Here is a 24258-nt window from a genome sequence, read left to right as displayed (position 1 = left end):
AATTCAGCCTTCCAAGGTATGCCTGTTGCCCATCACAGTCCAGTCGGGTCGAACGTCTGCTCGACGTAACAGTCAATCGCTTACATCGTCAGGGAATTGCCGTCATGAAGCGTCGCTACAGTTGGCCACTAGGGATTTTCGCCGTCGTCGTTGTGCTGCTGATCGCACTGCACATCGCCCTGCCTTACATGGTGCGCGACTACCTGAACGGCAAACTGGCGGACATGGGTGACTATCGGGGCCAGATCACTGATGTCGACCTCGCCCTATGGCGCGGCGCCTACAAGATCAATGGACTGAAGATCGTCAAGGTCGACGGCAAGGTACCGGTGCCGTTCGTCAATGCTCCGCTGATCGATCTGGCGGTCAGCTGGCATTCGCTGTGGTATGACCATGCCGTCGTAGCCCAGGTGAAATTCGTCAAACCTGAGATTAACTTCGTCGACGGCGGTGCCAACAAGCAGAACTCTCAAACCGGTCAAGGCACCGACTGGCGCGCACAACTGGGCAAATTGCTGCCGATTACCCTCGACGAGGTCCAGATTCACGAAGGCAAAATCACTTTCCGCAATTTCAACTCCAAGCCACCGGTCAATATGAACGCCACCAACGTCGAGGCCAGCATCTACAACCTGACCAACGTGGTCGACAATCAGGGCAAACGTGACGCGCGTTTCGAAGGCAAAGCGCTTTTGCTCGGGCATGCGCCACTGGAAACCACTGCCACCTTCGACCCGCTGAGCAATTTTGAAGACTTCCAGTTCCGCCTGCGCGCCAAAGACATCGAACTCAAGAGCATGAACGACTTCGCCTCGGCCTACGGCAAGTTCGACTTCAACGCAGGCCACGGTGACGTGGTGATCGAAGCCCAAGCCAAAAAAGCCCAGGTCAACGGCTACATCAAACCGCTGCTGCGCGATGTCGAAGTGTTCAACTGGCAGCAGGACGTGGAAAACAAGAACAAAAGCATCTTCCGCTCGGTCTGGGAAGCCATCGTCGGTGGCTCGGAAACCGTGCTGAAGAATCAGGCGAAAAACCAGTTCGCCACCAAGGTCGAACTCAGCGGTAACGTGCATCAGCAAAACATCAGCGCGTTCGAAGCGTTTTTGCAGATTTTGCGCAATGGATTCATACAGGCGTTCAACGCCCGGTATGAGCGGCCGAAGCCGGATGCGGGTTAGAGTTCATTTCTGGAAAAGCATCCAGATATAGAGTATCGGCGCCAATCTGAATATCCGGGGCCGGCCATTCAACGGTCCAACCTTTATCGCCCAAGATGGCAGTCGCAAAGACTTGGGGATCAAGCAAGGGCTGCAACTGCTTACACGTTTGAATATCTCGACTTAAATCGAGTGTCAGCGCTCGACCATCAACAAAGTCCAGTGCAAGCCGGCAATCAGAGACTGCAGTAACTGCCGCCAAGCGTGGTCGTTTCATGGATAGCATCAATTCAGCGCCTCCAGGCACATGGGGACTGCTTCGCAGCCCGGCGGGAACAAGCTCCCTCGCCACAGATTCAGTGGACATCCTGAAGGCTATCGCCAAATCGGCGATACCTGAATACTGGCCATCGGCCGAGACTGAGTCAACATGTGACGCCCCATTCAGAGACTGAATAAGCCGTCTGCGTTCACAGTCGACCGGGCTGCGCGTTATAGTCGGGCATCCGATTATTTCGCCCCCGCCCTGCCCGTCAGGTCGGCGTTACCGTTCGAGGATTAGCAGATGAAGTTCGAAGGCACCCAGGCCTACGTCGCCACCGATGACCTGAAGCTGGCAGTCAACGCCGCCATCACCCTGGAACGGCCACTGCTGGTCAAGGGCGAGCCGGGCACCGGCAAGACCATGCTCGCCGAGCAACTGGCCGAATCGTTCGGCGCCAAGTTGATCACCTGGCACATCAAGTCCACCACCAAGGCCCATCAGGGTCTCTACGGATACGATGCGGTCAGCCGTCTGCGCGACTCGCAATTGGGCAACGAAAAAGTCCACGACGTGCGCAATTACCTGAAGAAGGGCAAGCTCTGGGAGGCTTTCGAGTCCGAGGAGCGGGTCATTTTGCTGATCGACGAAATCGACAAGGCCGACATCGAGTTCCCCAACGACCTGCTGCAAGAACTCGATAAGATGGAGTTCTACGTTTACGAAATCGACGAGACCATCAAGGCGAAAAAACGCCCGATCATCATCATTACCTCCAACAATGAGAAAGAGCTGCCGGACGCCTTCCTGCGCCGCTGCTTCTTCCATTACATTGCTTTCCCCGACCGCACTACCCTGCAAAAAATCGTCGACGTGCACTACCCGGACATCAAGAAGGATCTGGTCAGCGAAGCGCTGGACGTGTTCTTCGACGTGCGCAAGGTGCCGGGCCTGAAGAAGAAGCCGTCGACCTCGGAGCTGGTGGACTGGCTGAAGCTGCTGATGGCCGACAATATCGGCGAAGCGGTGCTGCGTGAGCGCGATCCAACCAAGGCGATTCCGCCACTGGCCGGTGCTTTGGTGAAGAACGAACAGGACGTGCAATTGCTTGAGCGCCTGGCGTTCATGAGCCGTCGCGGCTCTCGCTAAGCACTTGTAAGCAGGGGCCATCGTTATGCTGCTCAACCTCTTCAATGAAATGCGTGCAGCCAAGGTGCCGGTGTCGGTGCGTGAGCTGCTCGACCTGATCAACGCGCTGAAACAGCGCGTGACCTTCGCCGACATGGACGAGTTCTATTACTTGTCGCGGGCGATTCTGGTGAAGGACGAACGCCATTTCGACAAGTTCGACCGCGCGTTCGGCGCCTACTTCAATGGCCTGGAAAAGCTCGACGATCACTTGCAGGCATTGATTCCCGAAGACTGGCTGCGCAAGGAGTTCGAGCGTTCGCTGACGGATGAGGAACGTGCTCAGATCCAGTCCCTTGGTGGCCTGGACAAGCTCATCGAAGAGTTCAAAAAGCGTCTGGAGGAACAGAAGGAGCGCCACGCCGGCGGCAACAAATGGATTGGCACTGGCGGCACTAGCCCGTTCGGCTCCGGTGGCTTCAACCCGGAAGGCATTCGGGTCGGCGATGCTGGCAAGCGCCAGGGCAAAGCCGTGAAAGTCTGGGATCAGCGCGAGTACAAGAACCTCGATGATTCGGTGGAATTGGGCACGCGCAACATCAAAGTCGCCCTGCGCCGACTGCGCAAATTCGCCCGCCAAGGCGCGGCAGAAGAGCTGGATATCGACGGCACCATCGACCACACCGCCAAGGACGCCGGTCTGCTGAATATTCAGATGCGCCCGGAACGGCGCAACACAGTGAAGTTGTTGTTGCTGTTCGACATCGGCGGCTCGATGGACGCGCACGTGAAGATCTGCGAGGAACTGTTCTCGGCCTGCAAGACCGAGTTCAAGCATCTGGAGTATTTCTACTTCCACAACTTCATTTATGAATCGGTGTGGAAGAACAATATGCGCCGCACCTCGGAGCGCACTTCGACCCAGGACCTGCTGCACAAGTACGGCGCCGACTACAAAGTGATCTTCATCGGTGACGCCGCCATGGCGCCATATGAAATTACCCAGGCCGGCGGCAGTGTCGAGCACTGGAACGAAGAGCCGGGTTACGTGTGGATGCAGCGCTTCATGGAGAAGTACAAAAAGCTCATCTGGATCAATCCGTACCCGAAAGACACCTGGGGCTATACCTCGTCGACCAATATCGTGCGGGATCTGATCGAGGATCAGATGTATCCGTTGACGTTGCGCGGGCTTGAGGAAGGGATGCGGTTTTTGTCGAAATAACGGCCAGAGGGGTTCCCACGTGAGCGTGGGAACCCTCAATTCCGTACGGAATCGGTGGCCGTTTTACCAACCTGATGCGAGATAGGTCTTGCAGAGCCTGTCCATAAAAACGGTGTCCTGAATCGCCGGCCCGACTGAGGCAGTTTTTTGCCCGCGACGTTTTTTCTTCCCTTTGGCGACCACTTTCACCCCACCGCTTTCCAACTCTACCCTGCGAGTTTTTTCAATATCCGTTTCAGAACTCAGGGTCATTTCACTCTTCATCTCGCCCTCTGGCGACAGAAAACGAAACCTGACCCGGGTCGCCTCCGTTTCGCAGCTTTTCCCCTCGGCAATCAGTTCCATGGATTGACCGCGTGCCTCTGTGCGGTGATTCCAGTGAAACATTCGCATCATGTCGACCGTTGCGGTGGACATGAATGTCTCGATACGCGCAACGATGTCCTGATTACCGGCATGTTCGGCGTCCAGTCGTTGCACATTGTAGAAACGATCGATGCTCGCCCGATAAACCGGCACGCTGCCCACATCCTCATAAAAACCGACAATGTGCCCATCGACACGGTTCGCACACTCGCCCTCTGACGGGGCCATCACTTTCATAAAACGCATCTGTAACTTCCTTGTAAAAGATGAAGACCGATAGTTCCACACCCTCTCGACGCGTGATGTAGGGCGACTTACCAAAGTGTCAGGAAACGTCTCGGTCTTCAGTCCGAAATACGGACAATTACAAGTAGGACTTCAGGTAGTTGATATGGTCGTGCCATGCACGTTCCTGCATGACCGGGGTGAACCTAACCTTGTCACCCGGCAGACGCTGCGCCAGCCGCGCCAGCGCCAACGGCGTCAACGCCCCCAAGCGTGGATATCCACCAATGGTCTGGCGATCATTGAGCAAGACGATCGGCTGCCCGTCCGGCGGCACTTGCACCGCACCGAGCGGAATGCCTTCGGAAATCATCGGTTGTCCCTGATAGTGCAAGGCGCTGCCCAACAAGCGAATGCCCATGCGATCAGCGCGACTGTCCACAGCCCAGGTCGTGTTAAACACATCAAACAGGCTCTGTCCGCTGAACTGGCCGATCTGCGCGCCGAGTACCAGATCCAGCGGTGCATTCGATTTCAGATCCGGCTGCAACGGCAAAGGCACTTCCCGCAGCAGCCGCGATTCACCGCAATAACTCAGCACCGCCCCTTTCGCCAACGGTAAGCCCATGCCATCAAGTCCACCGAGTTCTTCGCGGACAACCGTGGCGCTACTGCCCAAGACCTGCGGTGCTTGAAAACCGCCGGGCGCGGCCAGATAAGCCCGGGCACCAAGCAACGGTTGAGTGAGTTGCAACGTCTGCCCTTTGCCCAACTTGAAACTGCGCCACGGCGCCAGCGGCTGCCCGTCGATCCGTGCGGCAAGATCCGCACCGGCCAAGGCCAGCCAACACTCCTCTTCGGCCACCACGGCCAGGCCGCCGAGGGTGATTTCGATCACCGTTGCGTCCAGCTCATTGCCGAGCAGCCAGTTGGCCCAACTCATCGAACACCAGTCTGCCGCGCCGCCCTGGGTCACGCCCAGATGCCGTACGCCGAAACGGCCCGCGTCCTGCAACAGGCACAGCGGTGTACTCGCTTCAATCGTCAGTCGGCTCATGCCAGCGCCTCCAGTGGTGTGTCATCGCCGCCCAGATTGATGAACTCGGCATGACCGACCGCCTCGAATCGCACCGTGTCGCCCGGTTGCATCAGGCTGTAGCCCTCGCGGTTGCGGTCGAACAGTTTCGCCGGGGTGCGGCCGATCAGATTCCAGCCACCGGGCGAGACCACGGGATACGCAGCGGTTTGGCGCTCGGCAATGCCGACACTGCCCGCAGCGACTTTCTTGCGCGGCGTGTTAAGACGTGGCGCCGCCAGAACCTCTTCGACCAGCCCCATAAAGGCGAACCCCGGTGCGAAACCCAGGGCGAATACCTGATATTCACGTCCGCTGTGACGACGGATCACCTCCTCCACTGCCAGCCCACTACGCTCGGCGAGCAGGCTCAATTCTGGCCCGACGCTGAGGTCATACCAGACCGGCAACACATGACATTGACCGCCAGTTCGCGCATTCGGCGACAGGTCGATCAACGCCTCGGCAATCAATTTCCGCGCCTGACTCGGGCTCAGTGCAGTCAGATCGTAATGCACCATCAACGTCGTATAGGACGGCACCAGATCGATCAGTTGCGCGCCGAATGCCCCGCGCAAACGCTCACTGGCAGCGAGCATCCACGGCATGTTGGCTTCGGCAATTTCATCGAACAGACGCAGCATCAGGCAATCCAGTGCCACCACTTCAATCCTTGGGTTCATGACGCACGCTGCTGATTCAAGGCCTCGCGAATGCGCTGCACGGCGGCCACCGAACTGGCGTTATCACCGTGCACGCAGAGGGTATTGGCGTGCAGGCGCAAGGCGCTGCCATCGCTGGCGGCGAGGTTGTCACCACGGGCAATGGTCAGGGCTTGTTCGATGATTACCTCGGGGTCGTGATGCACCGCGCCCGGCAATTGTCGTGAAACCAGTTTGCCGGCGTTGTCGTAAGCGCGATCGGCGAAGGCTTCGAACCACAGGTTCACGCCATACTCATCGCCGATCTGCTGCGCGGCAGCGTTGTCGCGGGTGGCCATCAGCATCAGCGGCAGGCCGCGGTCGTAAGCGGCCACCGCCTGAATCACCGCACGCAATTGTGCCGGGTTGGCCATCATGTCGTTGTACATCGCGCCATGAGGTTTGACGTAACTGACACGGCCACCCTGGGCTTTGCAAATGCCGTCAAGAGCGCCGATCTGGTAATGCAGGATGTCCTGCAGCTCTTGCGCGGAGTACGCCATGGAGCGACGGCCGAAACCGACCAGATCCTGATAGGCCGGGTGTGCACCGATTTGCACACCGTGGCTCAGGGCCAGACTGACGGTCTTGCGCATGATGCTCGGATCGCCGGCGTGGAAACCACAGGCCACGTTGGCGCAATCGATGAAGGGCATGATTTCGGCGTCCAGACCCATGGTCCAGCTGCCGAAGCTCTCGCCTATGTCGCAATTCAATAGCAGGCGGCTCACGGTGAACACTCCTGTAGGTGCTTGTCTTTTTATCTGTAGGACTTTGCTTTGCAGGTTATCAGTTACTGCGCATCGAGTTGCTTGCCACGGGTTTCCGGCAGACTCAGTGCCGCGATAATCACCACGCCGTAGGACACCGCCGCGAAGGCGCCAATGCCGACGCTCAACGGCACCTTCTGGCTGAGCAGGCCGATCAGCAGCGGAAACAGGGCCGCCAGCGCCCGACCGATGTTGTAGCAGAAGCCCTGCCCCGAACCGCGAATTCGCGTAGGGAACAGCTCGGTCAGAAATGCGCCCATGCCGCTGAAAATCCCCGAGGCAAAGAAGCCCAGCGGGAAGCCCAGCCATAGCATCACGCCGTTGCTCACCGGCAGTTGCGTATAGAGCAGAACGATGGTGAACGAACCGACTGCGAAGAGGATGAAGTTCTTTTTCCGCCCCAACAGATCAGTCAGATAGGCGCTGATCACATAGCCGACGTAGGAACCGACAATCACCATGGCCAGATAGCCGCCGGTGCCGAGTACGCTCAAGCCGCGTTCGTTTTTCAGGAAGGTCGGCAGCCAGGAAGTGATCGCGTAATAGCCGCCCAGCGCGCCGGTGGTCAGCAGTGAAGCGCGAAACGTGGTGAAGAGCATGCCGGGGGCGAAGATCTCGTAGAACTTCGACTGAGTCTCCGGCGTTTGTTGGGCCTTGGCCTCGCGATATATCTCCGGATCCTTGACCAGACGACGGACGAAAATCACAAAAATCGCCGGCACGATGCCGAGGATGAACAAGGCACGCCAGGCGTCTTCCGGCGGCAACACCGAGAACAGCAGCGCATACAAAATCGCCGTCAGCCCCCAACCCAGCGCCCAACCGGATTGCACCATGCCCACCGCTTTGCCTCGGTCCTTGGCGCGGATCACCTCGCCGATCAGCACTGCACCGGCCGTCCACTCGCCGCCGAAACCGAAGCCCATCAAGGTACGTGCGATCAACAGTTGTTCGTAGTTTTGCGCGAAGCCGCAGAGAAAGGTGAAGAAGGCGAACCACAGCACGGTGAGTTGCAAGGTGCGTACACGGCCGATGCGGTCAGAGAGAATCCCCGCAACCCAGCCGCCGATGGCCGAAGCGATCAATGTGCTGGTGTGAATCAGTCCTGCTTCGCCGGTGGTGATGCCCCACATCGCGATCAGTGTCGGCACGACGAAGCTGAGCATCTGCGTGTCCATGCCGTCCAGACCGTAGCCGATCTTGCAGCTCCAGAACGTGCGACGCTCCTGCTGATTGATGTTGCGATACCAGTCGAACGGCCCCGGACGCGCCGTTGCCTTGGGGACTTCTAGGGTGCCGGGAGCACGCATGGCTTATCTCCGCAGGTTTTTTTATTGGTCTTGTTCGTAGCCCCGACGACGCCTATCGTGGGGGCCGGATGCGTCGATTTTTCGTCGCGCGGCCCTGCTGCGTCCAACGAATAAAAACCCGCCCTAGCCATAAGAAAAATTTGTCACCCGAGCCTTGCCCATGAACCTGAAGTTTCTCGAGACCTTTGTCTGGGTCGCCCGACTGAAGAGTTTTCGCCTGACCGCCGACAAGCTGTTCACCACTCAGGCGTCGATCTCCAGCCGCATTGCGGTGCTGGAAGGCGAGCTGGGGGTGAAGCTGTTTCTGCGCGATTCGCGCGGTGTCAGCCTGACGCCCGAAGGCTTGAAAGTGCTGGAATATGCCGAGCAAATGCTCGACACGATGTCGGCGCTCAAGCAATCGATCGAAACCCGCTCGAGCAAAGTCGGCCGGGTGCGCATCGGCGTGATGGACACGGTAATTCACACTTGGCTCAGCCCGTTGGTGGCGCAGATGACCGATCTGTATCCGCGGGTGGAAATCGAGCTGGTGGCGGATACCTCGCTGAACCTCTGCGATCAACTGCAAAAAGGCTTTCTCGACATCGTTCTGCAAACCGATCTGATCCGTCATGAAAGCGTGCGCAGCCTGGAGCTGGCCAGCCATCCGCTGGGCTGGATTGTCGCCAGTAATTCGATCTACAACCGCGACTACGCCGACCTCGCCGAACTGGCCCAGGAACGGATCATTACCTACTCGAAAAACTCCCGGCCGCATCAGGATCTTCTGGCGCTGATGCAGACCAATGGCGTGCCGGCGCCGCGCTTGAATTGCGTGAATTCGGTGTCGGCGATCACGCGGTTGTTGCGCGATGGATTCGGGATTGGTGTGCTGCCGCCCGTGTTGGTGGCCGAGGAACTGGCGCGGGGCGAGTTGACCTTGCTCGACATCGATCAGCGACCGCCGAATCTGCAAGTGGTGGTGTCGTGGCGGGTAGGCGTGGAATGGGTCGAGGAGATTGTGACGTTGTGTCAGCAGGTGCTGGAGGGGTATGCCCAGAAAATGGGTGAAGGGTATGTGGTTTTAAATCCCTGAAAAGCAAAAGATCGTCCGATCGCGGCCCGAACCTTCGGCAGTTCCTACAGAGATCAAGGAGCTGCCGAAGGTTCGGGCCGCGATCGGACGATCTTTGCTCTTGGTTTTTACAACCCGCGCACGTCGCGGTCTTCGATCGGCCGGCTCTGGCGCAGACGCCGGCCACCGAGTACGACCCAGTCGATCAAGCGGAACAGGCATTCAATGCCGAACGACAGCAGCAACGCGCCGCTCATGCCCCAGATCATCGCTTCCGGCGTCAGCAGGATCTGGTAGCTGTAGCCATTCCAGGTTTCCTTGCGGATATCCGGATCAGCGGCCAGCACCACTTGCAGGAAGCGGATGTACCACGGGCCTTGCATCGCCTGGAACTGCTTGTCCAGCGCAATCTGGCGGCTGAGCAAGGTGCTCAGGCTGTCGGCATCGCGGCGAAATACCGGGTCTTCACTGGCGCGATAATGCGCGACCAGCGCCTGCATATCGCCCTTGAAAAACTGCTCGGCAGTGCCCTGAAAACCGCGCAGGCCGGTCTGCGCCTCGATCAGGTGCGCCTCCACGCGTTTCGCGTAATCGTTGATGAAGCCTGGCACCTGGACACCGATCAACAGGCCCGCCGCAAACAACACCAGCCGTACATAACTGAGCAACATGGGGTGCAATCCTTATTCGGTCTTGCCCTGACTGACGCATTCGCCGCGTCGCCACAGGCTCCATTGGCCCGGTTCGTAGCGGGTCCAGGTTTCGTTTTCGGTCAAAGGCTCGGTGGCGATCACGGTGACCACGTCGTTGGGCGTGGTTTCCGCCTGGAAATCGACGATCACGTCGACATCTTTCAGGCGCGCCGGGCCGAACGGGGCGCGGCGGGTGATCTGGGCGAGTTTGGTCGAGCAAAAGCAGAACAGCCAGTCGCCATCGCTGAGCAGGCAGTTGAACACGCCTTTGCTGCGATATTCGGCGCACGCAGCGACCAGATCCGGCAACAGCGCTTCTATATCGACCGGCTCCGGGAATGCTGCACGCACGCGGTTAAGCAAATCGCAGAAAGCCGCTTCGCTGTCGGTATCGCCGACCGGCCGGTAGAAGCTTTTGATCGGGGTGAAATCGGCGAGCTGGCCGTTGTGCGCAAAGCACCAGTTGCGTCCCCACAGTTCACGGACGAACGGGTGGGTGTTGGACAGGCAGACCTTGCCGACATTGGCCTGGCGGATGTGGCCGATGACCACTTCACTCTTGATCGGATAGCGCTGCACCAGATTGGCGACTTCCGACTCGCAACTCGCGGCCGGGTCCTGAAACAGACGCAAGCCACGGCCTTCATAAAAGGCGATGCCCCAGCCGTCGCGGTGCGGGCCGGTGCGGCCGCCGCGCTGCATCAGGCCGGTGAAGCTGAACACGATATCGGTCGGCACGTTGGCACTCATGCCCAGTAATTCACACATGTGCGGACTCTCGGGTTACAGGCGCGGCTCGACCCGCATACGCTGCGGATTGTTTGGCAGAGGTGGACGGCCATAGCGGTCATCGCCGGCGCCGCCAAACGGCTGATCGTCGTCGCGGTCATCAGCGCGGGCAGCTGCTTTGGCGGCCTCTGCCTGTTCACGACGCGCACGGGAAGCCCGTTCGATCGGAAAGCGGATCAGCACAAAGATCAGGTAGATGCCGAAAGCGATCATGCTGTACATGAACAGATCGGAGATCGCTCGCCAGGCGTTGTTGCCGACCTTGAAGGCCAGATCCAGCGCAGTAATGGCGATGGACGGCGCAACTTTGGCTTTCACCGGATCAATGATGGTCGGGCTGAACAGCAACACGGCCATCAAGACGCGCAGCGGTTCGCGCAACCAGCGCCACATCCAGGTGGTCAGGCGCATCCATACCAACAGGCAGCCCACAGCAGCAAAGGCGTAGAGGCCCCAGGCGATCAGATAGTCGTTCTCGGTCATGGTGTCCATGGCAAGGCAGGCAAAGAGGCGCTTATAGTAACGACTTTTCGCCCGTGCGGCTTGTCCCAATACCAGACGGCCAGCAGCAAACCCTGTGGGAGCGAGCTTGCTCGCGAAAGCGGTGGGTCAGTGAAACAAATGTCATCTGACACGACGCCTTCGCGAGCAAGCTCGCTCCCACAGGGGTCTGCGGCGGTTTCAAGATCCGCGAAAACCCTTATTCCGTAAATTGTCCGAGAACCTTTCATGCCCGAATCCGCCAACGTCCTCAGTGCCCCGATTGCCCACAAGGCGCCCGGTGCCGACCCGTATGCCTGGCTGCAGGAGCGCGACACCGACGCGGTACTCGATTACCTCAAGGCCGAAAACGCCTACCAGGAAGCGCAAACCGCCGATCAGGCCGAGCTGCGTGAAAGCCTGTTCGAAGAGATCAAGGGCAGGATTCTGGAAACCGACCTGTCCCTGCCCTCGCCTTGGGGTCCGTACCTGTATTACACGCGCACCACAGCGGGCGATGAATACGCCCGGCATTACCGCTGCCCGCGTCCGGCGGACGACAGCCTGAGCCTCGATGAAAGTCGCGAACAACTGCTGCTCGACCCGAATGTACTGGCCAACGGCGGTTTCTTCTCGCTGGGTGCATTCAGTATCAGCCCGGATCACCAGCGTCTGGCCTACAGCGTTGATGCCTCGGGCGATGAGATTTACACGTTGTTTGTCAAGGAACTGGCCAACGACAAAGTCAGCGAACTGGAATTCGAAGACTGCGACGGCAGCATGACCTGGGCCAACGACAGCCTGACCCTGTTCTTCGGCGTACTCGACGACACGCACCGCCCGCACAAACTCTTCCGCTACCGCCTCGACGGCACCGCCGCCGAAGAGGTGTTCCACGAGCCGGACGGGCGCTTCTTCCTGCATTGCTACCGCTCCAGCTCCGAACAGCAGTTGCTCCTGTCGCTGGGCAGCAAGACCACCAGCGAAGTCTGGGCGCTGGACGCCAACCAGCCGCACCTGCCGTTCACCTGCCTGGCGCCACGGGTCGAGGATCATGAATATGATGTCGATCACGGCCTGCTCGATGGCGTGTGGACGTGGTTTATCCGCACCAACCGTGACGGCATCAACTATGCCTTGTATCAGGCACCGGACAGCGGCACCGCGCCGACCGAAGCCAACTGGCAGAACCTGATCCCCCACAGCGATACGGTGATGCTCGATGGCGTCAGCCTCAACACCGAGGCCATGACCCTGAGCCTGCGCGAGGGCGGCCTGCCGATCATAGAAGTTCACCCACACGGTCTGGCGCCGTATCGCGTGCAATTGCCGGACGCGGCCTACAGTCTCTATGTGCAAAACAGCCTGGAGTTCGAGAGCGACCGCATTCGCCTGCGCTACGAGGCGTTGAACCGTCCGGCGCAAGTTCGCCAACTGATCCTCGCCAGCGGCGAACAAGCAGTGTTGAAAGAAACCCCGGTGCTCGGCCCGTTCGACGCCGACGCCTACGTCAGCCAACGCCTGTGGGCGACTGCGCCGGACGGTACGCAAGTGCCGATCAGCCTGGTGATGAAGCGCGACATGGTTGGCAAAGCCGTGCCGCTGTATCTCTACGGTTACGGCGCTTACGGTTCGAGCCTTGATCCGTGGTTTTCCCACGCCCGCCTGAGCCTTCTGGATCGTGGCATGGCCTTCGCGATTGCGCATGTGCGCGGCGGCGGTGAATTGGGCGAGGCCTGGTATCGCGCCGGCAAGCAGGAACACAAGCACAACACCTTCAGCGACTTCATTGCCTGTGCCGAGTTTCTGATCCTCAACGGCATTACCACGGCCGATAAACTGGCGATCAGCGGCGGCAGCGCGGGTGGTTTGCTGATTGGCGCGGTGCTCAACCAGCGTCCGGATCTGTTCGGCGTGGCAATTGCTGAAGTGCCGTTCGTCGATGTGCTCAATACCATGCTCGACCCGGAACTGCCGCTGACCGTTACCGAGTACGACGAGTGGGGCAATCCCGAAGAGCCGGAGGTTTACGAGCGGATCAAGGCTTATGCGCCGTACGAAAACGTCAGTGCGCAGGATTATCCAGCGACGCTGGTGATCGCCGGTTACAACGACAGCCGCGTGCAGTACTGGGAAGCGGCCAAGTGGGTGGCGAAACTGCGTGCATCCAAAACCGACGACAACGTGCTGCTGCTCAAGACTGAACTGGGCGCCGGGCATGGCGGGATGAGCGGGCGTTATCAGGGATTACGTGACGTAGCACTCGAATACGCATTTGTTTTCAAGGTTCTGGGTCTGGCCTGAGGAACTCCGTCGGTCACTTGGGTCTTAATTGCAGACCCAAGAGGCCGATACCCCACAGATCCCCAGTAGGAGTGAGCCTGCTCGCGATAACGGTATGTCAGTTAAAGATGATTTGAATGACCGACCGCTATCGCGAGCAGGCTCACTCCTACAAGGGATCGTGTGAAGCCTGAAACAGTGAAAACAAAAAGACCGTGACGACATGTCAGAACCGACCTTCCTGAACAACGAAATCCGCGACTGGCTGATGGACTGTGGCCTGTTCGATCAATTGCAGCTGGCCGACTTTGCGGCCGCTTCCGGCTACTTCAGCATCAGCACCGTGGCTGAAGGCGAGGCGATTTTCCGCGAGGGCGATGCCGGCAGTTTCATGTGCATCCTCCACACCGGCCAAGTGGCCGTGCAGAAAACCGGCCCCGATGGCCAGGTAATCACCATGGCCACCCTGCGCAGCGGTCGGGCCTTCGGCGAAATGGCCGTGCTCGATGGCGAACGACGCTCGGCAACGTGCGTGGCGGCGACAAACTGTCAGCTATTGAACCTCGGCAAAGACTCGCTGGAAAAAATGCTCAACGACGCGCCGAAGATCGCCGCGAAAATCATCCGCGCCCTCGCCGTCTCTCTGTCGAAACGCCTGCGCATGGCCGACGGCCAACTGGCGGCGCAACAGGTTTAACCGCCGGGGGGCTTCGCCTTGGTGCCACTCGGCTCGATGCCCGGCAGCGGTTGATCCTTGCTCGGCGGACTGGGCATTTCAATCGGCACCAGCGGCGGGCTGCCACTGCCGGCACCCGACTTGGGAATGTTGATCGGCGTGATCTGCGGATACGGTGTCGGTGTAGCGGTGCCAGGCGAGCCGGGTTGCGGCGCCGGGCTGACTGGAACGACCTGCTGCGCCTGCACTGCAGTAATCGAGAGCGCGGCCAGGGCAATGACCGTTAGAATGGTGCGCTTCATCAAGGGCTCCGTTTGGCCTTAGTCTGCGCTCAGGCTACTCCCAACGGGCCTGCTTGCCTTCCCCCTTGTAGAGATTTCCATGAAACGTTTCGTTCTGCTCGACACCACCCCGATCCCTGAAAGCGGCGGTGCCCTGTGCCTGTTCGAGTATGGCGAGGATTTTGTCATCAAGATCCAGGGCGGCGACGGCGGACAATTGATGAACACGCGCATGCACGGTTCCGAAGATGCGCTGGCCGAAATTCCGTGCCGCAAGGTCGCTGGCCGGCCGAATTCGCGGGTGCTGATCGGCGGTCTGGGCATGGGTTTCACCCTCGCCTCCGCGCTCAAGCATCTGGGCAAGACTGCCGAAGTGGTGGTCGCGGAACTGGTCCCCGGCGTGGTCGAGTGGAACCGTGGCCCGCTCGGCGAAAAGTCCGGCCGTCCGCTGCTGGATCCGCGCACGGTGATCCGTCAGGAAGACGTGGCCAAGGTGCTGCAAAGTGAGCCGAACGGTTTCGACGCAATCATGCTCGACGTCGACAACGGCCCCGAAGGCCTGACCCAGAAAGCCAACAGCTGGCTGTACTCCGCCGCTGGTCTGAATGCCTGCGCCAAAGCCCTGCGCCCGAAAGGCATGCTCGCAGTGTGGTCGGCCAGCGCCGACCGGCTGTTTTCCGACAAATTGAAGAAGGCCGGTTTCAAGGCCGAAGAAGTCCAGGTCTTCGCCCACGGCAACAAGGGCACGCGCCACACGATCTGGATTGCCGAGAAGCTCAAGGGCTGAGCTAAACTCTGCGTATAACCGTCATCAGTCTTTTACAAAGGTGAACCCATGAGTTCGTCCACCCCAACCAACACGTCGAAGCTGGATCGCATCCTCGCCGACAACCAGCGCGACAAGGAAATGGGCTACCGCGACAAAGCCCTGAAGATGTACCCGCACGTCTGTGGCCGCTGTACCCGTGAGTTTTCCGGCAAGCGCCTGAGCGAACTGACTGTGCACCACCGCGACCACAACCACGACAACAACCCGCAGGACGGCTCGAACTGGGAGCTGTTGTGCCTGTATTGCCACGACAACGAACACTCGCGCTATACCGACCAGCAGTATTTCAGCGAAGGCTCGCTGAGCACGCCGAAGATCGCCAAGGCGACGCATAACCCGTTTGCTGCGCTGGCCGGGTTGATGAAGAAAGAAGACTAAAGTCCTTCATCGGTCTGACTGGCCCCTTCGCGAGCAAGCTCGCTCCCACAGTGGTTTTGTGTATGACACCGATCCAGTGTGGGAGCGAGCTTGCTCGCGAAGGCGGCCGCTCAGGCACCGCCATTCCATGATCTGACCACAACCGTTCAATCCCCGTATAATCGCGCTCTTTTTCCCGAAGGCACCCCGCTCGTGGCAGACAAACGGTACAGCTGCATTGGTTTGTATAACCCCAAATCACCGGAAAACGTCGGTTCGGTGATGCGCGCCGCAGGCTGCTACGGCGTGGCGTCGGTGTTCTACACCGGCAAGCGTTATGAACGCGCCGCCGACTTCGTCACCGACACCAAACGCGTGCACTACGACATCCCGCTGATCGGTATCGACGATCTGAAAAAGATCCTCCCGCTCAACTGCGTGCCCGTCGCCGTGGAACTGGTCGAAGGCGCCCGCCCGCTGCCGGAATACACCCACCCGGATCGCGCCCTGTACATCTTCGGCCCCGAAGACGGTTCGCTGGACAAAGAGATCCGCGACTGGTGCGAAGACGTCGTGTACATCCCGACCACCGGCTGCATGAACCTCGCCGCCACGGTCAACGTCGTGCTTTACGACCGCATGGCCAAGGGCTTGAACACCCGCTCCGGGCCCAAATTCCGCTGAAACATCGCAGATCCGATGGAACGAGCTGACCGCTCCGGCAGTCAGCTTGTTTATCCATTACTCATTGCCTGGAGAAAGATCATGACCGAGCTCAAACGTGTCGAACGTATCGAATCCACCCCGTTCCAGAGCCGTTCCGAGCAGAACGTCGAAGGCTGGGAGCGCATCGGCTCGCTGGCGGGCGGCGTGATCATGGTCGGCAAGGGCCTGCGCCGTGGCGGTGTGTTCGGTTTGATTCAGGTGGCGATTGGCGGCGTAGCGATGGCGCGCGGGATTACCGGGCACAGTTCGATGAAAAGCCTGATCGAGAAGAGTCGTCAGGACATGAACAATGTGCGGGCGAAGATCGAACGGGCCGGGGAAGAGTTGAGCAAGCTGAAAGCCAATGCCGAGGCGGCGACCAGCACCGCCACCGTGACCGGCAATGATTCGGTGAAGTCGCCGAAAGCCGGGGTTTGATCCGAGATTTGCGGTGGGGTTAGAGGCCCCATCGCGAGCAGGCTCACTCCTACATTTGGAATACGGTCCCTTGTAGGAGTGAGCCTGCTCGCGATAGCGGTGTCACTGAAGCAACGCGGTATCAAGGACTTTGGAGGACTCGCCGAGCACGCTCTCGGCCAGTTGTAGAAATTCCTTGGTACTCACCGTCCCCAAATGCATTGCTCCACGCAACACATCATCCAGCGAACGCTTGTTGCGCGTCTTCAGGCGAATCTCGCCATCCAGCTCCTGCAACACCACCACTGCTTTCGCCACCTGCGCCGGGCTGATCTGCTCGCCGCGCAACGTCGTGACTTTCTGGCCGTCCCTGGCCAGCTTCGTCTGTAGCGCCTGATAACGTTCATCGCTCATGCCGCCGGCACGGCGCACCAGTTCAATGGCGTAATACTCGGCAAAACCCTCGCTGATCCAGTCGCTGCGCTGCTCGTCGTTAATCCGCCCGAACACCTGCGCCAGCTCGCGCACCAGCGCACTGCTGCCGCTTTCGCTGACCAGCGGCAATCGCGTGTTCACGTAGATGGATTCATGTGCGCCGAGGCTGCCGCGCCACATCGGGTCATTGGCACCGACGATCAACAGTTTAGCCGGATGGCGTGGATAAACCGCCTGCACCTGCGGCCAGACGAACGTAAGCAGGGTCAGCACGTCCATCCGGCGCATGCCCTGCCCTTGCGGCGAAGCCACGGTGACTTCGGTTTCGCCCAGGCGCGTACGGCGGCTGCCGAGATGGCCGGCGAGCATCCAGCCCGTCGGACGATCAAACAGGCGTGACGGGTTGTCGATGCGGAATTTGTTCTTGCCGATACGCGGCCAGGCGGTTTCGATACTTTTCCAGCCATCGGGCAATTCGAATTGCAGGCGCGCGACCAGTTCGGTGCCGTCCTGCTGATCGAGTTTGGCTGGCGGCACCAGTTCATCGCCACGCATCAATGCCCAGCTGGGGGTCATGCGGGTGTCGAAACTGCCGTTCTTGCGTCCGTGGCTGATGCGCACGCGGTAAGTCAGGCTGGCCTTGTCACTGGTCGGGCGCCAGACGCCCCGGGCGTTTTTGCCCGGGGTCAGCAGCCATTGGCCGTCTGCCTTGAAGTCGCTGTAATGGCTGCCGTCGCCAAGGTCGAAATCGAGACTGCGCACCGCCTCGCCTTTGCCCAGGGTCAGGCGCACCTCGGCCTGATCGCTTTGCGGCAACAGGCGCACGTGATAATCCAGATCGACTTTCTTCGCCGCCCACACCGGGGCGCTCAGCGCCAGCAGCGCCATCATCAACGCTCGCTGCAATCCGACAGCCATACGCACTCCTTGGTAAAGCTTGAATCAGCAGGTATTCAGCCCGCGCGGAAAATCAGGTGATCTTCCCAGTCATCCTCCGGCACGCTGCCTTCGGCGAGCATGCGCCCGGACTGGGAAATCCGCTCGTGGTGCACCGCGTCGCGATCGCCGCAGACCAGATGGTGCCACAACGGTAGATCCTTGCCCTCGCTGACCAGTCGATAACCGCAGGTCGGCGGCAGCCATTTGAACTCTTCGGCCTGCCCCGGGGTGAGCTGGATGCAGTCCGGGACAAACTTGATGCGGTTCGGATAATCGCTGCACTGGCAGGTTTTCAGGTCCAGCAGTTTGCAGGCAATGCGCGTGTAATAAACGCTGTTGTCCTCCTCATCCTCAAGCTTTTGCAGGCAGCACAGACCACAGCCGTCGCACAGCGATTCCCATTCCTGGTGATCGAGTTGATCGAGGGTTTTGCGTTTCCAGAACGGTTCGACTTTGGCGGCCATGGCTCAAGCATCAACATCAGGTGGTGAAAAGGCCGCCAGTCTAGTGCCCAAGGCCTTGCGGGCCAAGCGCCGGCGACTGCCGGTTGCGCGGGGCTTGTCAGTTTTTGTGGCGGCGCGTAGCTTTGCCAGTCGCAAGGAGCCTTGCCCGCAAGCCATTAACGCTCGACCGCGTTGCATTGTGGTGAACCCTCAGGCTCGGAAAACCCCATCGCTCAGCGCAACTGATCCCGCCGGGTTTTCATTCAAATCCCTGACTCAAACGTAGCAAGGAATCTCTTGATGAGTGCCAACCCACGCGTTGCCGATTACGCCATTCACCCGCAATTCACCGACCGCTGGTCGCCGCGCGCCTTCACTGGCGAAGCGATCCCGGAAGAAACCCTGCTGAGCTTCTTCGAAGCCGCACGCTGGGCGCCCTCGGCGTACAACTCGCAGCCTTGGCGTTTCCTCTATGCGCGTCGCGATACGCCAAACTGGGAGCGTTATCTGGGTCTGCTCAACGAATTCAACCGTAGCTGGGCGCAGCATGCCTCGGCCTTGGTAATCGTGATTTCGAAAACCACCTTCACTGCACCAGGCGCCACTGAAGAAACCCCGGCGCTGTGGCATACCTTCGACACCGGCTCGGCGTGGGGCCATCTGGCGCTGCAAGCAAGCCTCAGTGGCTGGCACACCCACGGCATGGCCGGGTTCGATCAGGAACTGACGCGCAAGGAGCTGAACATTCCTGAAGGTTATGCGCTGCATGCGGCCGTTGCCGTCGGCAAGCTCGGTGACAAGGCAACGCTGGCTGAATACCTGCAGGCCCGTGAAGAGCCGAGCCCGCGCCGCCCGCTGAATGAACTGGCGGCGGAAGGCGACTTCACCCTCTAAGCCACAGCGCAAAACCAAGTGTAGGAGTGAGCCTGCTCGCGATGAGGCCGTGTCAGTCGACATTAATGCTGTCTGACACACCGCCATCGCGAGCAGGCTCACTCCTACATTGATTGTGGTGTGTCAGTAGCCGCGGTTGAAATCCACTTCCCCGCGCAACGCTTCACCCGCTTGATACGCCTTCAGGTTCTCGACAAACAGCTGCACCATCAACGCAGGTGACGTCGGCGCCGAACTGTGCCCGGTCAGCAGCAAGCCCCAAGCGGTCCAGAATGGATGGCGTTGCGGCAGTGGTTCCTGACGGCAAACGTCGATCACCGCCCCCGCCAGATGGCCTTCCTTCAACGCATCCACCAGATCGGCATCGACCACCGCGACACCGCGCCCGGCGTTGATGAACAACCCGGTTGGCTTGAATTGCTTGAACAGCGCCGCGTCGTAGATATCATGGGTGTGTTCGGTGTTCGGCAGCAGATTGACCACGTAATCCACTTCACCCACCAGTCGCGGCAGATCAGCCATCGAACCGACCTCGACAAACGGCGCCTGCTCACGGGCGCTGCTGGCAATCCCGTACAGCTCAATGCCGAACGGCAGCAGAAACTGCGCGACGCTCTGGCCGATATCGCCGGTGCCGACGATCAGCACTTTGCGCCCGACCAGGCTCTGGCCGCTGCGGTTGTCCCATTTACGCTCGACCTGGCTGACCAGTCGCGCCAGCACTTCGCGCTCATGGCCAAGAATGTAGGTCAGCACATACTCGGCCATCACCTGACCGAAAATCCCCACTGCACGGGTCAAACGGTAATCGCGGCGCAAGCCGTCAGCGAGCAAGGGTGTGATACCGGCCCAGGTCGATTGCAGCCATTGTGGCTGGTGCCCCTGGCGCAACAGAGTCGCAAGCAAATCCGGCTGCCCCAGCCACACCGGACAATCGGCGGCTTGACGGGCCAGCTCGGCGGAATCACCGCTGGTCAGTACTTCAAGCTCGGGTGCTGCCTGACGCAGCAGCCGGGCGTATATCGCGTGGTCGTGTTCGGCAATCAGAACGCGCATCTTCAAACCTTTCGCAAACCGTGCAGACGGCCGCCGGATTAAGCCGGCCATCGCGGTAAAAACAGTTCCAGGGTAAACCGAGACTCAGAACAGAGCCGCGCAGATCAGACCGGGTCGTTGCGTCGCAGCAACTCTTCGGGCAAGTGCTCGATGTACTCGTCCTCGGCCGGCGGCATTTGCAGGTGGTAGCCCTGCTTGTCGAGGTTTTCCAGGACCACGACGATGTCCTCGCTGGCCAGTTTGCGCTCAGGCGTCAACACCAGACTGAAGGCAAATATGGCTTTGCCGAAAGCCGCCATCAGGGCCTCGGGCACGCGTTCCAGCTCATCGCTCTTGAGCACATAGAGATACATACCCTTGCGCTTCGAGCTTTGGTAAATAGAGCAAATACGTTTCAAGGCTGTTCTCCGGCGGTGGCCAGGCTGTCGAGCAGCTTCTGGCCCATGAGTTCGCGGCGCCAGCCACGCAACGACTCAGGCAATTGGTAAGGACCCTCGGGATAGCCGCTTTTGACCAGGGCTTCGAGGGTTTTCTTGCGCAGCATCAGTTCCGGGGCAATGCCCAGGCGCTCGGCCTCAGCCTGGCCCAATGCGCGCAATTGTTTGATCAACGCGGCGGCTTCGATCGGCAATGGCCCCGCTACGGCGGGCGGCCATTGATCAGGCCCCACACTGCCAGAGCGCTTGATCAGATCAAGCAGAAATTGGCCGTCCTGACGCACGGTACGCGGGTGCATGTCTTCGATTTTGCCCAGCGCCGCGAGGTTGTCCGGTTGCGTGCGGGCCAGTGGCCACAGCGAATGCTCGCGGACGATGCGGTTGCGCGGCAGATCGCGGGCGCGGGCTTCCTTTTCCCGCCAGGCGCACAGTTCACGCAGAACCGCCAGTTGCGCACGCGAGAGTTTCCACGCCAGTTTGGCCTCGCGATAGACCTCGTACGGGTCGGTTTCACGGCGCAGGTTGGCGACCAGCTCAGCGCCGTCCTCCAGCACCCAGGCGAATTTGTCGTCAGACAGTTTCGGTCGCAGCTGTACGAAAACCTCCGCCAGATGCACCGCATCTTCGGCGGCGTAGCTGATTTGCGTCTCGGACAACGGACGCTGCAACCAGTCGGAACGGGTCTCGCCCTTCGGCAGTTCAATGCCGAGCACTTCCTGCACCAGTCGCGAATAACCCATCGAGAAACCGAGGTTCAGGTAAGCGGCGGCCAGTTGCGTGTCGAACATCGGGGCCGGCAGGCTGCCGGTCAGGCGCAACAGCACTTCGAGGTCTTCGCTGCAGGCGTGCAGGACTTTGAGTACCGCTGGGTTCTCCAGCAACGCAGCCAGCGGTTGCCAGGCATTGATGGTCAGCGGATCGATCAGGTAGGCGCGTTTGCCGTCGCCCACCTGCAACAGGCCGGCAATCGGGTAGAAGGTGTCGACCCGCATGAATTCGGTGTCGAGGGCAACGAACGGCAGCTGCTGCCACTCGGCGCAAAACTGCGCGAGGCTTTCGTTGTCGCGAATCCAGTGAATATCGATGGCCACACGGCTCTCCCTTGAAGAATGGCGCGCAGTATATATCGCCACTGGCGATTTACGCGCCTGTGAAGGGCAAGAGCTGTAACGAAATGTCCTGCCAGAGAGCAAGAATAGTCTGACAAAAGAAGCAGAAAGCCCCGTCGTATCAGAACGACGGAGCCGATTGGCCTCAGTCCTTGGCGAGTACGCCGTCGATCACCGCACCACGGCAACCGGCAAACATGTCCAGACCCGGCTGATAGACCTTGCTCCTGACCTCGAGCAGGCCAAGCATCGAGTGGAACAGGTTGTCCTGGCTCAGTGGTTTGTCGCGGCTCATTTGCAGGCAATGCGTGTCGACCGAATAAGCCTTCTGATAGTTATCGGAGAACCACGCCAGCATCGCTACATGCTTTTGTTGCTCTGGCGCCAACATGTAAGGCGTACCGTGCAGGAACAAGTTGTACTCGCCAAGCGACTCACCGTGGTCCGACAGGTACAACATCGCGGTATCAACTTTGTCCTGATTGCTGCGCAATACATCGATCAGGCTCGACAGCACGTGATCGGTATACACCAGCGTGTTGTCGTAACCGTTGACGATACTTTCGCGGCTGCAATTGTTCAGCGCGTTACTTTCACACACCGGGGTGAAGTGCTCGTATTCCTTGGGATAACGCTTGAAGTATTCCGGGCCGTGACTGCCCATCTGGTGCAAAACCAGCACGGTGTCCTTGTCCAGATGGTCGATAAAACTTTGCAGACCTTGCAGGAGGATTTCGTCGCGGCACTCGCTGTTGGCACACAGCGCCGGGTCTTTCAGGTTGCTGACATCTTGCAGGGTGACCCGGTCGCAAGTGCCTTTGCAGCCGGACTGGTTGTCACGCCAGATCACATCGATACCGGCACGTTTGAGCACATCGAGCAGGCCTTCCTCATTCTTCGCCTTGCTGGCGTCATAATCCTTGCGGCCCATGTTGGAGAACATGCACGGCACCGATACCGCCGTTTCCGTCCCGCAGGAATGCACGTCAGTGAAAGCGATCAGGCCGGCTTCCTTATCGAGTGTCGGCGTGGTGTCACGGTGGTAACCGAGGATGCCGAAGTTCTCCGCCCGGGCACTTTCACCCACCACCAGCACGGTCAGCGATTTACGCGGTTGAAGCTTCACATCCGGATTGCGCTCGGCGTCCTCGCCGATCTTGATGAATGGCTGCCGCGCCGAGACCACTTGCTCACGTAGATAACCCGCCGAAGCACCGATGTAATTACTGGGCACCAGCATCAAGCGAATTTCGTGGTGATTGCGAAACAGCGATGACAAGCCCTGATAGTTGGCCAGCGCCACCCCACCAATCACCGCCACAGAAGCAACACCGACAATAACTTTGCTGATTAACTCACGGTGCCATCGACGATAGTTGACTGGCACTTTCCACAACAACCAGGACGGTAATACACCGAGCAACAGAATATAAGCAAACAACTTCAACGAGAGCAGATCACGCACTTCCGTTGCATTGGTTTCGGCAAAGTTGCGAAACATGCCGGCATCGATCATGACGCCATATTGACTCATGAAATAAGCCACGCCGGCGCTGATCAGAAATATCAGGGACAACAGCGGCTTGAGCAACGGACGGAATGCCAGAAGCGTCAGCACGATGTTGAATGCCGCAAGGATCATCACCCCGAACGCCACGCGCATGGCGATGCCCTTGCCATCGGCGGCGGTGATCTCGAACAGGTGCTGCCAAAGGACAAAATTGCAGCCAATTAAAAGAAAGGCGCTGGCAATCAACGTCACCCATTCCGGGCGCACGGCTTTTAACTTCAACATAGAAATGGGCGATTCCTGAAAAGAAGAGCCTCGGTCAATGACAGAAATTTCGATTGTGAAAATTTCATTAACTAAGGCACGAGAAACTTTAATCAGGCAACCATCAATTTTTTGTGAAAAAGACGCCAACGATTAGTTGGCTTTCGGCAAAGCGATGAAACGGGTGACGTATTTGAGAATGGTTCGGGTTTTATTCAGAAAAACAGCACGGCGGTCCATTGTGGGAGCGAGTCTGCTCGCGAAGAGGCCGGCACATTCAACACTTTTGCCGACAGACAATCCGCTTTCGCGAGCAGGCTCGCTCCCACAGAGAGTGGGAATATCGACTTTTTAAATACGGCTGTGGGTTTTCTGGTTTGCCCGGA

27 protein-coding genes are annotated in these 24258 nt (G+C 59.3%); 11 read left to right on the top strand and 16 right to left on the bottom strand.

Going from position 1 to position 24258, the window contains the following annotated elements; all coding sequences use genetic code 11:
- Positions 1-104: 104 nt before the first annotated feature.
- A complete protein-coding gene (locus tag AB4N74_RS01790) occupies positions 105-1181 on the top strand; it encodes a DUF748 domain-containing protein (protein WP_093438171.1) in 1077 nt (358 codons plus the stop codon).
- On the opposite strand, the gene AB4N74_RS01785 is transcribed toward AB4N74_RS01790, so the two are convergent.
- A complete protein-coding gene (locus AB4N74_RS01785) occupies positions 1141-1437 on the bottom strand; it encodes a DUF2442 domain-containing protein (RefSeq protein ID WP_286079754.1) in 297 nt (98 codons plus the stop codon). The genes AB4N74_RS01790 and AB4N74_RS01785 overlap by 41 nt on opposite strands.
- Before the next feature lie 288 nt (positions 1438-1725).
- Here AB4N74_RS01785 and AB4N74_RS01780 point away from each other — a divergent pair, with 288 nt between their 5' ends.
- Both AB4N74_RS01780 and AB4N74_RS01775 read left to right on the top strand, forming a co-directional pair.
- Entirely contained in the window at positions 1726-2571 is an 846-nt protein-coding gene (locus tag AB4N74_RS01780) for an AAA family ATPase (RefSeq protein ID WP_460098050.1), read from the top strand.
- Positions 2572-2596: 25 nt separating this feature from the next.
- Positions 2597-3775 carry a vWA domain-containing protein gene (locus AB4N74_RS01775; RefSeq protein WP_007956512.1) on the top strand — a complete coding sequence of 393 codons (1179 nt, stop codon included), beginning with the start codon at positions 2597-2599 and terminating at the stop codon, positions 3773-3775.
- A gap of 63 nt (positions 3776-3838) precedes the next feature.
- On the opposite strand, the gene AB4N74_RS01770 is transcribed toward AB4N74_RS01775, so the two are convergent.
- The 5 genes from AB4N74_RS01770 to AB4N74_RS01750 form a co-directional block, all read right to left on the bottom strand.
- Entirely contained in the window at positions 3839-4387 is a 549-nt protein-coding gene (locus tag AB4N74_RS01770) for a hypothetical protein (RefSeq protein ID WP_093438183.1), read from the bottom strand.
- 118 nt (positions 4388-4505) lie between these two features.
- Positions 4506-5423: a 5-oxoprolinase subunit C family protein gene (locus AB4N74_RS01765; RefSeq protein ID WP_460098049.1), complete on the bottom strand. Its 918-nt coding sequence runs from the start codon at positions 5421-5423 to the stop codon at positions 4506-4508.
- Positions 5420-6124, bottom strand: a complete 705-nt coding sequence (gene pxpB, locus AB4N74_RS01760) for a 5-oxoprolinase subunit PxpB (protein ID WP_460098048.1) — start codon at positions 6122-6124, stop codon at positions 5420-5422. Before pxpB ends, AB4N74_RS01765 begins: the two co-directional genes overlap by 4 nt.
- The gene (locus AB4N74_RS01755) at positions 6121-6873 is read right to left on the bottom strand and encodes a 5-oxoprolinase subunit PxpA (protein WP_460098047.1); all 753 of its coding nucleotides are present in this window, start codon (positions 6871-6873) and stop codon (positions 6121-6123) included. Before AB4N74_RS01755 ends, pxpB begins: the two co-directional genes overlap by 4 nt.
- A gap of 62 nt (positions 6874-6935) precedes the next feature.
- Complete coding sequence (locus tag AB4N74_RS01750) at positions 6936-8222, bottom strand: MFS transporter (protein ID WP_460098046.1); 1287 nt, start codon at positions 8220-8222, stop codon at positions 6936-6938.
- 160 nt (positions 8223-8382) lie between these two features.
- On the opposite strand from AB4N74_RS01750, the gene AB4N74_RS01745 reads away from it, so the two are divergent.
- Complete coding sequence (locus AB4N74_RS01745) at positions 8383-9297, top strand: LysR family transcriptional regulator (protein ID WP_099758274.1); 915 nt, start codon at positions 8383-8385, stop codon at positions 9295-9297.
- 107 nt (positions 9298-9404) lie between these two features.
- Here AB4N74_RS01745 and AB4N74_RS01740 read toward each other — a convergent pair whose 3' ends face one another.
- From AB4N74_RS01740 to AB4N74_RS01730, 3 genes are read right to left on the bottom strand one after another with little or no spacing between them, the layout of a single operon-like run.
- Positions 9405-9947, bottom strand: coding sequence for a DUF2937 family protein (locus AB4N74_RS01740; protein ID WP_460098045.1), 543 nt, complete (start codon positions 9945-9947; stop codon positions 9405-9407).
- Positions 9948-9959: 12 nt separating this feature from the next.
- Positions 9960-10736: a class II glutamine amidotransferase gene (locus AB4N74_RS01735; RefSeq protein ID WP_257357432.1), complete on the bottom strand. Its 777-nt coding sequence runs from the start codon at positions 10734-10736 to the stop codon at positions 9960-9962.
- Positions 10737-10751: 15 nt separating this feature from the next.
- Complete coding sequence (locus AB4N74_RS01730) at positions 10752-11249, bottom strand: hypothetical protein (protein ID WP_034153176.1); 498 nt, start codon at positions 11247-11249, stop codon at positions 10752-10754.
- 237 nt (positions 11250-11486) lie between these two features.
- On the opposite strand from AB4N74_RS01730, the gene AB4N74_RS01725 reads away from it, so the two are divergent.
- Together AB4N74_RS01725 and AB4N74_RS01720 are read left to right on the top strand one after the other, a co-directional pair.
- Positions 11487-13541 (top strand): S9 family peptidase, encoded by a 2055-nt coding sequence (locus tag AB4N74_RS01725; RefSeq protein WP_460098044.1) that lies wholly within the window; start codon positions 11487-11489, stop codon positions 13539-13541.
- A gap of 202 nt (positions 13542-13743) precedes the next feature.
- Positions 13744-14217: a cyclic nucleotide-binding domain-containing protein gene (locus tag AB4N74_RS01720; RefSeq protein WP_034153174.1), complete on the top strand. Its 474-nt coding sequence runs from the start codon at positions 13744-13746 to the stop codon at positions 14215-14217.
- Here the strand turns inward: AB4N74_RS01720 and AB4N74_RS01715 are convergent.
- Positions 14214-14498: a hypothetical protein gene (locus AB4N74_RS01715; RefSeq protein ID WP_460098043.1), complete on the bottom strand. Its 285-nt coding sequence runs from the start codon at positions 14496-14498 to the stop codon at positions 14214-14216. The two genes, AB4N74_RS01720 and AB4N74_RS01715, sit on opposite strands and share 4 nt — an antisense overlap.
- 79 nt (positions 14499-14577) lie before the next feature.
- Here AB4N74_RS01715 and AB4N74_RS01710 point away from each other — a divergent pair, with 79 nt between their 5' ends.
- The 4 genes from AB4N74_RS01710 to AB4N74_RS01695 all read left to right on the top strand — a co-directional run bounded on the left by AB4N74_RS01710 (position 14578) and on the right by AB4N74_RS01695 (position 16806).
- On the top strand, positions 14578-15264 hold the full coding sequence (locus tag AB4N74_RS01710) for a spermidine synthase (RefSeq protein ID WP_460098042.1): 687 nt from the start codon (positions 14578-14580) through the stop codon (positions 15262-15264).
- 48 nt (positions 15265-15312) lie between these two features.
- A complete protein-coding gene (locus AB4N74_RS01705; protein ID WP_007911336.1) occupies positions 15313-15684 on the top strand; it encodes a YajD family HNH nuclease in 372 nt (123 codons plus the stop codon).
- A gap of 192 nt (positions 15685-15876) precedes the next feature.
- Complete coding sequence (locus AB4N74_RS01700; RefSeq protein WP_007911337.1) at positions 15877-16347, top strand: RNA methyltransferase; 471 nt, start codon at positions 15877-15879, stop codon at positions 16345-16347.
- An 81-nt stretch (positions 16348-16428) separates the two neighbouring features.
- Positions 16429-16806 carry a YgaP family membrane protein gene (locus tag AB4N74_RS01695; RefSeq protein WP_093438222.1) on the top strand — a complete coding sequence of 126 codons (378 nt, stop codon included), beginning with the start codon at positions 16429-16431 and terminating at the stop codon, positions 16804-16806.
- 102 nt (positions 16807-16908) lie between these two features.
- Here the strand turns inward: AB4N74_RS01695 and AB4N74_RS01690 are convergent, their stop codons facing one another.
- Both AB4N74_RS01690 and AB4N74_RS01685 read right to left on the bottom strand, forming a co-directional pair.
- Positions 16909-18138, bottom strand: a complete 1230-nt coding sequence (locus tag AB4N74_RS01690; protein WP_460098041.1) for a hypothetical protein — start codon at positions 18136-18138, stop codon at positions 16909-16911.
- A gap of 35 nt (positions 18139-18173) precedes the next feature.
- Positions 18174-18623 carry a YcgN family cysteine cluster protein gene (locus tag AB4N74_RS01685; RefSeq protein ID WP_093438229.1) on the bottom strand — a complete coding sequence of 150 codons (450 nt, stop codon included), beginning with the start codon at positions 18621-18623 and terminating at the stop codon, positions 18174-18176.
- A 279-nt stretch (positions 18624-18902) separates the two neighbouring features.
- On the opposite strand from AB4N74_RS01685, the gene AB4N74_RS01680 reads away from it, so the two are divergent.
- Complete coding sequence (locus tag AB4N74_RS01680) at positions 18903-19496, top strand: nitroreductase family protein (protein ID WP_186622705.1); 594 nt, start codon at positions 18903-18905, stop codon at positions 19494-19496.
- 123 nt (positions 19497-19619) lie between these two features.
- Here AB4N74_RS01680 and AB4N74_RS01675 read toward each other — a convergent pair whose 3' ends face one another.
- The 4 genes from AB4N74_RS01675 to AB4N74_RS01660 all read right to left on the bottom strand — a co-directional run bounded on the left by AB4N74_RS01675 (position 19620) and on the right by AB4N74_RS01660 (position 23893).
- Positions 19620-20552 (bottom strand): D-2-hydroxyacid dehydrogenase, encoded by a 933-nt coding sequence (locus AB4N74_RS01675; protein ID WP_460098040.1) that lies wholly within the window; start codon positions 20550-20552, stop codon positions 19620-19622.
- A 104-nt stretch (positions 20553-20656) separates the two neighbouring features.
- Positions 20657-20950 (bottom strand): YcgL domain-containing protein, encoded by a 294-nt coding sequence (locus tag AB4N74_RS01670; RefSeq protein WP_093438239.1) that lies wholly within the window; start codon positions 20948-20950, stop codon positions 20657-20659.
- Positions 20947-22080, bottom strand: a complete 1134-nt coding sequence (rnd, locus tag AB4N74_RS01665; RefSeq protein WP_460098039.1) for a ribonuclease D — start codon at positions 22078-22080, stop codon at positions 20947-20949. The genes AB4N74_RS01670 and rnd overlap by 4 nt, the downstream gene beginning before the upstream one ends.
- A gap of 163 nt (positions 22081-22243) precedes the next feature.
- Positions 22244-23893 (bottom strand): phosphoethanolamine transferase, encoded by a 1650-nt coding sequence (locus tag AB4N74_RS01660; protein WP_460098038.1) that lies wholly within the window; start codon positions 23891-23893, stop codon positions 22244-22246.
- Positions 23894-24258: the final 365 nt, after the last annotated feature.

The sequence above is a fragment of the Pseudomonas sp. H3_C08 genome (assembly GCF_054669455.1).
This window is presented reverse-complemented; position numbering and strand designations above follow the sequence as displayed.